This is a genomic window from Pedobacter alluvionis, from assembly GCF_003664035.1.
GTDB classification, from domain to species: domain Bacteria; phylum Bacteroidota; class Bacteroidia; order Sphingobacteriales; family Sphingobacteriaceae; genus Pedobacter; species Pedobacter alluvionis.
Map to the genome: position 1 here is coordinate 636,725 of NZ_RCCK01000014.1, position 7,505 is coordinate 644,229.

Consider the following 7,505-nt stretch of genomic DNA (forward strand, 5'->3'; position numbering starts at 1 on the left):
GTAGCTTTATCTAAATTGATTACTTTAGCCATTTAACTAAAACACAATGAACAAAATATCCCGTCTAATCTTTACCATTTCTATTTTTTCGATCTCACTTTCCTCAGCTCAAACCAAAAAAACTGCCACAGTGCCTTCAAAAGCATTTCCAGCGGAGGTTGCACGCCCCAAATTGGTGGTTGGCTTAGTGGTCGACCAAATGCGTTGGGATTATTTATACCGCTACTATAACCGCTATAGCAATGGTGGATTTAAAAGATTAATCAACGAAGGTTTTTCTGTGGAAAATACCTTCATCCCCTATACCCCAACTTATACTGCATGTGGCCATACTTGTATTTACACGGGTTCCGTTCCGGCTGTTCATGGTATTATCGGTAACGATTGGTACGATCCTGAAACCAAAAAGAGTGTGTATTGTACAGAGGATTCTTCGGTATCTACTGTTGGCAGTACCCCGTCATCAGAAGGTAATATGTCGCCAAAAAATATGCTAACCACAACCATTACAGACGAGTTGAGATTAGCCACTAACTTTAAAGGCAAAGTAATCGGAATTTCATTAAAAGATAGAGGTTCCATCCTTCCGGCCGGCCACGCGGCAAATGCAGCATATTGGTACCAGGGTAGTACCGGAAACTGGATTACCAGCACCTATTATATGAAAGAAGTGCCCACCTGGATTGCCGATTATAATAAACTGAAACTAGCGAACAAGTTTTATGCAAAAAACTGGGAAACTTTATACCCCATCAATACCTATGTAAACAGTACCAAAGATGAGAATGCTTACGAAGGTAAATCAAGCACATTTCCACACCAATTAACGCAAAACGTTGATAAAAATTTCGATGCCATCAGAAGCACCCCTTATGGCAATACCATTACTTTAGATCTGGCCAAATTAGCCATCCTATCAGAAGATTTAGGTCAGGATAATATTACAGATTTCCTGGCGGTTAGCTGCTCATCTACCGATTATGTTGGTCATGCCTATGGTCCGAACTCTGTAGAAGCAGAAGATACTTATTTACGTTTAGACAAAGATTTCGAAGAGTTTTTCAACTACCTGGATAAAAAAGTAGGTAAAGGAAATTATACCGTATTTTTAACTGCTGATCATGGAGCTGCGCATGTACCAGGTTTTATGCAGGAGAACAAATTACCTTCAGGCGTAGTGAGTGACCGTGATATCGCAGACAAATTAAATGCTTACTTAAATGATAAATTTAAAGTAAATAATGTGGTTTTAAGATCGATGAACAACCAGATCATTTTCGATCATGATAAAACCGACAAAGGTGATGTGAGTTTCGATGTAATTAAATCAGCATCAGTAGAATTCTTAAAAAGGTTAGATGGTTTCCAAAATGCTGTTGATATCGCTAAAATATCGCAAAGCACACTTCAGGAAATCCAGAAAAAAATGATTACCAATGGATACAACGCCCGTAGAAGTGGTGATATCTATTATGTTTTACAACCAAACTGGTTTAACGGTAGCAGTACAGGTACAACCCACGGGAACTGGAATCCATACGATTCGCACATTCCATTGGTTTTTATGGGCTGGGGAATCAAATCAGGCGCTTCTAATAAAACACATTACATGACCGATATTGCACCAACGCTGGCTGCGCTGCTCCATATTCAGATGCCAAATGGTAATGTTGGAGAACCAATCACAGAGATTACAAACAAATAATTTAAGGAAACTATGCTCACCAGCATAGTTTTTTTGTTTTATAGATATTTAGAATGATAGCTTACCACTAACATGAACTTAGTCGACTTAGGTGGTAGAAAAACGGAAACAACTAATTATTCTCAACCAACTTAGTCACCTTAGCACACCTAAGATTATATACACTGATTTCGCATTGAGCTTATATGGTCTCAAATGTCTTATATGGTAAAAAATAAACTATATTTTATCTTAACATCATGTCAACATACACCGCTACCAAACTTACGCCCATGCTCGAATCTCATGATATGCAAGAAACGCTAAAATTCTATACCGAAATTTTAAACTTCACCTATGCATCAAAATTCGACGACCTGAGTTGGTTAAGCCTCCGCAAAGATGAGATAGAAATCATGTTCTGTAGCCCTAACGAGCATCGCAACATTCCTAAATCCATCATGAGTGGTTCACTTTACATCAATACAAACGAAGTAGCCGCGCTGTGGGAAAACTTAAAAGATCATTGCAAAATTTGTTATCCGCTCGAAGATTTTGACTACGGAATGAGGGAGTTTGCCATTTACGACAATAACGGTTATTTACTGCAGTTCGGGCAAAATTTGTAACTGAACCAAAAGCCATAACGGTATAGGGTATTCGTGCTTTAAGCTGCTTAATTTAGTACATTTGCATACCAAATATATTTGGAAACAATGATCGGTAACCAGAGCATACCGATCGTTAAAATCCTATAGTATGCAACAAGTAGAAATCTATAAGCCTAAAAATAAAATCCGTTTTGTAACCGCTGCATCCCTTTTCGACGGACACGACGCCACCATCAACATTATGCGCCGTATCCTTCAATCTTCAGGAGCCGAGGTCATCCACCTTGGCCACAACCGGTCGGTTGATGAAGTGGTAAACTGTGCCATTCAGGAAGATGTTCAGGGTATTGCAATGACTTCTTATCAGGGCGGACACATCGAATATTTTAAATACATGCACGATCTTCTGCAAGACAGAGGTTCGGGACATATTAAAATATTTGCAGGTGGCGGTGGCGTAATCTTACCTTCAGAAATTAGAGAACTCCAGGCTTATGGAATTTCTAAAATTTATTCTCCGGATGATGGCCGTAAAATGGGCTTGCAGGGCATGATCAATGATATGCTGATCCAAACAGATTTCGTTACCAAATCCCACATCACTAACGAGCTCGAAACCATTCCAACAAAAGATATCAAAGCCATCGCCGGGGCTATTACGGTTGCAGAAAATGATCCCGAAGGTGCCCAGAAATTTGTTGATGAATTAAAAAAACTCTCCAAAAATAATACTGCGCCTATCTTAGGCATTACCGGAACTGGCGGTGCCGGAAAATCGTCTTTAGTAGATGAACTTGTTCGGCGTTTTTTGGTAGAAGTGAAAGATAAAACTTTAGCGATCATATCAGTAGACCCTTCGAAAAGAAAAACAGGCGGGGCATTACTTGGCGACCGTATCCGCATGAATGCGATCAACAATCCCAGGGTTTATATGCGCTCATTAGCTACCCGGCAGGCCAATCTTGCCCTATCCAAAAATGTACAGGAAAGTATCGATATCTGTAAAGCAGCAGGTTATGATTTAATTATTGTAGAAACTTCGGGCATTGGCCAATCGGATACTGAAATTACCGAACATTGCGATGTTTCGCTTTATGTGATGACGCCTGAATTTGGTGCAGCTACGCAGTTAGAAAAAATTGACATGTTGGACTTTGCCGATTTGGTAGCCATTAATAAATTCGATAAAAGAGGTGCTTTAGATGCCTTACGTGATGTGCGCAAGCAATATAAACGCAACCATAATATTTTCGATGCCAAAGATGACGAAATTCCTGTTTACGGCACCATGGCTTCTCAATTTAACGATCCGGGAATGAACAACCTGTTTGTGGCCTTAATGGAACAGATTAAATTAAAAACCGGAACCGATTTTAAGGCCAAAATGGAATTAACTTCCGATCAATCAGAGAAGATTTATATTATTCCACCCGATCGCATCCGCTACCTGGCAGAAATTGCCGAAGCAAGCCAGACATATAACGAATGGGTAGATAAACAGTCTACCATTGCCCGTAAAATGTACCAGCTTAAAGGTGTAATCGATTTATTAAATGAGAATAATTTACCAGACAAATCAAAAGTCTCCCCAATAGGGGGAGATTTAGAGGGGGTCTACACCTTTTTTGAAGAGCAATTAGATGGCGAATGCAAACGTTTACTCCGCCAATGGCCAGAAACCAAAAGGGCTTACAAAGAAGAGTTTTTCATTTATAAAGTCCGCGATAAAGAAATTAAACAGCCTTTATTTTACGAATCACTTTCCAAGCTGAATATCCCAAAAGTAGCCTTACCAAGATATGAAGATTGGGGCGATATTTTAAGGTGGCTGTTAACCGAAAACCTGCCTGGAGAATTTCCCTATGCTGCAGGCGTATTTCCTTTAAAAAGAGATGGTGAAGACCCTACCAGGATGTTTGCTGGAGAAGGCGGGCCTGAAAGGACCAATAAACGTTTTCATTATGTTTCTTTAGGTCAGCCGGCGCACCGCTTATCCACCGCTTTTGATTCCGTTACCCTTTATGGCGAAGATCCCCATATCCGCCCCGATATTTACGGAAAAATCGGAAACTCTGGTGTAAGTATTGCCACTTTGGATGATGCTAAAAAATTATACTCCGGTTTTGATCTTTGTGCGCCATCTACTTCAGTATCCATGACCATCAATGGCCCGGCACCAATGTTATTGGGCTTTTTCATGAATGCCGCAATTGATCAGCAATGCGAAAAATACATTATTGAAAATGGTTTAGCAGAAGAAGTTGAGGCCAAAATTGTTTCAATTTACAAAGCCAAAAATATAGAAAGACCATCATATAATGGCGTGCTTCCGGAAGGAAATGACGGCTTAGGTTTAATGCTTTTAGGCGTGACAGGCGATCAGGTTTTACCTGGCGATGTTTATGCCAGCATAAGGGCAAAAGCCATCAGTTCAGTTAGAGGAACCGTTCAGGCCGATATTTTAAAAGAAGACCAGGCACAGAATACCTGTATATTTTCAACAGAATTTGCCTTAAGGATGATGGGCGATATCCAGAAATATTTCATCGATGAAAAAGTGAGGAATTTCTATTCCGTATCCATTTCTGGCTATCACATTGCCGAAGCTGGAGCCAACCCCATTTCACAACTGGCCTTTACCCTAAGCAACGGATTTACCTTTGTAGAATATTATTTAAGCAGGGGCATGCATATTGATGACTTTGCCCCTAACCTTTCGTTCTTTTTCTCCAATGGTATTGATCCGGAATATGCCGTTATCGGTCGCGTAGCCAGAAGAATCTGGGCCAAAGCCATCAAGAATAAATATAAAGGGAACGATCGTTCACAGAAGCTGAAATACCATATTCAAACCTCTGGTCGTTCGTTACATGCCCAGGAAATCGATTTTAACGATATCAGAACCACTTTACAGGCACTGTACGCAATTTACGATAACTGTAATTCACTTCACACCAATGCCTATGATGAAGCCATTACCACGCCTACCGAAGAATCGGTTAGAAGGGCAATGGCAATCCAACTGATCATTAACAGGGAATTAGGCTTAGCCAAAAACGAAAATCCGCTACAGGGCGCTTTCATTATCGAAGAGCTCACTGATCTGGTTGAAGATGCCGTTCTCACCGAATTTAAACGTATAAACGATCGCGGTGGTGTGCTAGGTGCGATGGAAACCATGTATCAACGCGGAAAAATCCAGGAAGAAAGTTTGTATTACGAAACCTTGAAACATACCGGCGAATATCCAATTGTAGGTGTAAATACCTTTTTAAACAAAAACGGCTCGCCTACTATTGTTCCCGGCGAAGTAATCCGTGCTACTGAAGAGGAAAAGCAGTACCAGATTTCGGCATTGCAGAAATTTCAGGACCGTAATGCAGATCGTTCAGCAGATTTACTGAAACAATTGCAAAAATCAGCTATTGCAGGCGATAATATCTTTGAACAGTTAATGGAAACCTGTAAAATTTGCTCTTTAGGTCAAATTAGCAAAGCCCTTTATGAGGTAGGTGGACAATATAGAAGAAACATGTAATAAAAAAAGCCCTCATCGATTTGATAAGGGCTCATATAATTTTATTAACTAAATATTCAAATACCTACCCTGCAATCCAGCTAAATTTGTAATCTATAGTAGGGTTCTTCATTCTCTCGGCAACACGTAATAAACGCGAAGGCAAAGCCATAATATAATCGCGGGCTTGTTCACCAGCTTCATTTAAATCACGCATACCTTCTATTTTCCAATCTTCAATCAATTGTTGCATAATTTCAACATAATCAATTGCGGTATAAACACCTAAACGTTGCGCAGCATCGGTAAAGTGACCAAAAGTCTGACCAATTTTCAAACCTACCTCACGTAAGAAATGTGCAGGCATTACAATCTTTTTACGCATCATATCTTCAAAAGCCAACATCGCTTCGTTAGGATCAACCTCGAAAATACGGTTCATAAAATCTTTATAGGCTTTTGCATGTCTGGCTTCATCTGATGCGATTACACCACACATTCTAGACAATAAAGTATCGCCATCTTTTTTTGCTAAAGAAGCAACCCTTCTGTGCGATACATTGGTAGCCAACTCCTGAAAAGAGGTATAAATAAAGTTGCGGTATGGATCGTGACCAGTACCAATATCGAAACCATCAGCAATAAGATACTGCGTAGAGATTTCCATTTGGCGCATATCTACACGGCCTGAGAGGTATAAATATTTATTTAACAAATCACCATGACGATTTTCCTCTGCAGTCCAATGGCGAACCCATTTCATCCAACCACCTTCCTCGTCTCTGCTATGTCCATCAACCATGGCTAACCACGATTCGTAGGTAGGTAAAGCTTCTTCTGTAATGGTATCGCCAATTAAAACGGCTACTAAATCGTAAGAAAGATCTTTTGCATTATCCCTTAAAATTCTGATATCTTGATAAAATGTTTCACTAGTAGAATCTGGTAAAAAATCAGAAGGTTGCCAGTTAGTATCGATCGGTTTCAAATAAGTTCCCATCGACTCCAGCATATATTTTTCAATATGCATCATTACTTCCCTTCTTTTATCTGCAAAAAAACTCATTATTTATGCTTATATTTTTGTTAAAAACAAAGATAACCAAATATTGTGGCAAACCTTATGATATTAACATATTTAGCACTAAATCAGTTTTAAATGTGATCAAAATCAGTAAGATTCACTTGAATGGTACCCTATAGACTGTAAGTGATGAATTTAATGTAATTCTTGTTGATTGTTTTTTATTTTTTTTGAGCGCAGTTTCCTGTACATTTAGGCTAGGTTCCATCCTGCTGTCCGTTTTACTCCGCCAATGAAGAATAGGCTACATGCTCACTCCCATCAGGGCTATTTAACCAGGGAAAGAAGAAGAAAAACAGGTAAGATGTAAAATGGATGATGGAATGGCCTCTGCGCAAATTAGCGTGATCTGCGGGAACAACCCTTAACTTTGCTTAACGCCTTAATGGTGAGAAAAAGTTTATTAATCTAATTACCATTAAGAGATTAAGGACATTAAGAAATAGAACCTTTTCCTAATCCTTTTTAACGCCTTAACAGTTTTAAATAATGTACTTCAAAAAGCCTTTAAACGAAGAAAACCCCTCAACTTATCGTTGAGGGGTTTCTTTTTAAGATCTGGCACCGACCTACTCTCCCACGTGTTACCGCAGTACCATCGGCTCTGGT

General features: G+C 39.5%; 4 protein-coding genes. 3 read left to right on the forward strand and 1 reads right to left on the reverse strand.

Going from position 1 to position 7,505, the window contains the following annotated elements; all coding sequences use genetic code 11:
* Positions 1–46: 46 nt before the first annotated feature.
* From pafA to BCL90_RS22055, 3 genes are all read left to right on the forward strand, one after another.
* A complete protein-coding gene (gene pafA, locus BCL90_RS22045; protein WP_121287265.1) occupies positions 47–1,705 on the forward strand; it encodes an alkaline phosphatase PafA in 1,659 nt (552 codons plus the stop codon).
* A gap of 239 nt (positions 1,706–1,944) precedes the next feature.
* A complete protein-coding gene (locus tag BCL90_RS22050) occupies positions 1,945–2,313 on the forward strand; it encodes a VOC family protein (RefSeq protein ID WP_121287267.1) in 369 nt (122 codons plus the stop codon).
* 130 nt (positions 2,314–2,443) lie between these two features.
* Positions 2,444–5,833 (forward strand): methylmalonyl-CoA mutase family protein, encoded by a 3,390-nt coding sequence (locus tag BCL90_RS22055; protein ID WP_121287269.1) that lies wholly within the window; start codon positions 2,444–2,446, stop codon positions 5,831–5,833.
* 64 nt (positions 5,834–5,897) lie between these two features.
* Here BCL90_RS22055 and BCL90_RS22060 read toward each other — a convergent pair whose 3' ends face one another.
* On the reverse strand, positions 5,898–6,878 hold the full coding sequence (locus BCL90_RS22060) for an acyl-ACP desaturase (protein ID WP_090504707.1): 981 nt from the start codon (positions 6,876–6,878) through the stop codon (positions 5,898–5,900).
* Positions 6,879–7,505 lie beyond the last annotated feature (627 nt).

Bases quoted from the DNA above. Each gene is read 5' to 3' on its own strand.
- pafA (WP_121287265.1), top strand. From the start codon at position 47: ATGAACAAAATATCCCGTCTAATCTTTACCATTTCTATTTTTTCGATC.
- BCL90_RS22050 (WP_121287267.1), top strand. From the start codon at position 1,945: ATGTCAACATACACCGCTACCAAACTTACGCCCATGCTCGAATCTCAT.
- BCL90_RS22060 (WP_090504707.1), bottom strand. From the start codon at position 6,878: ATGAGTTTTTTTGCAGATAAAAGAAGGGAAGTAATGATGCATATTGAA.
- BCL90_RS22055 (WP_121287269.1), top strand. From the start codon at position 2,444: ATGCAACAAGTAGAAATCTATAAGCCTAAAAATAAAATCCGTTTTGTA.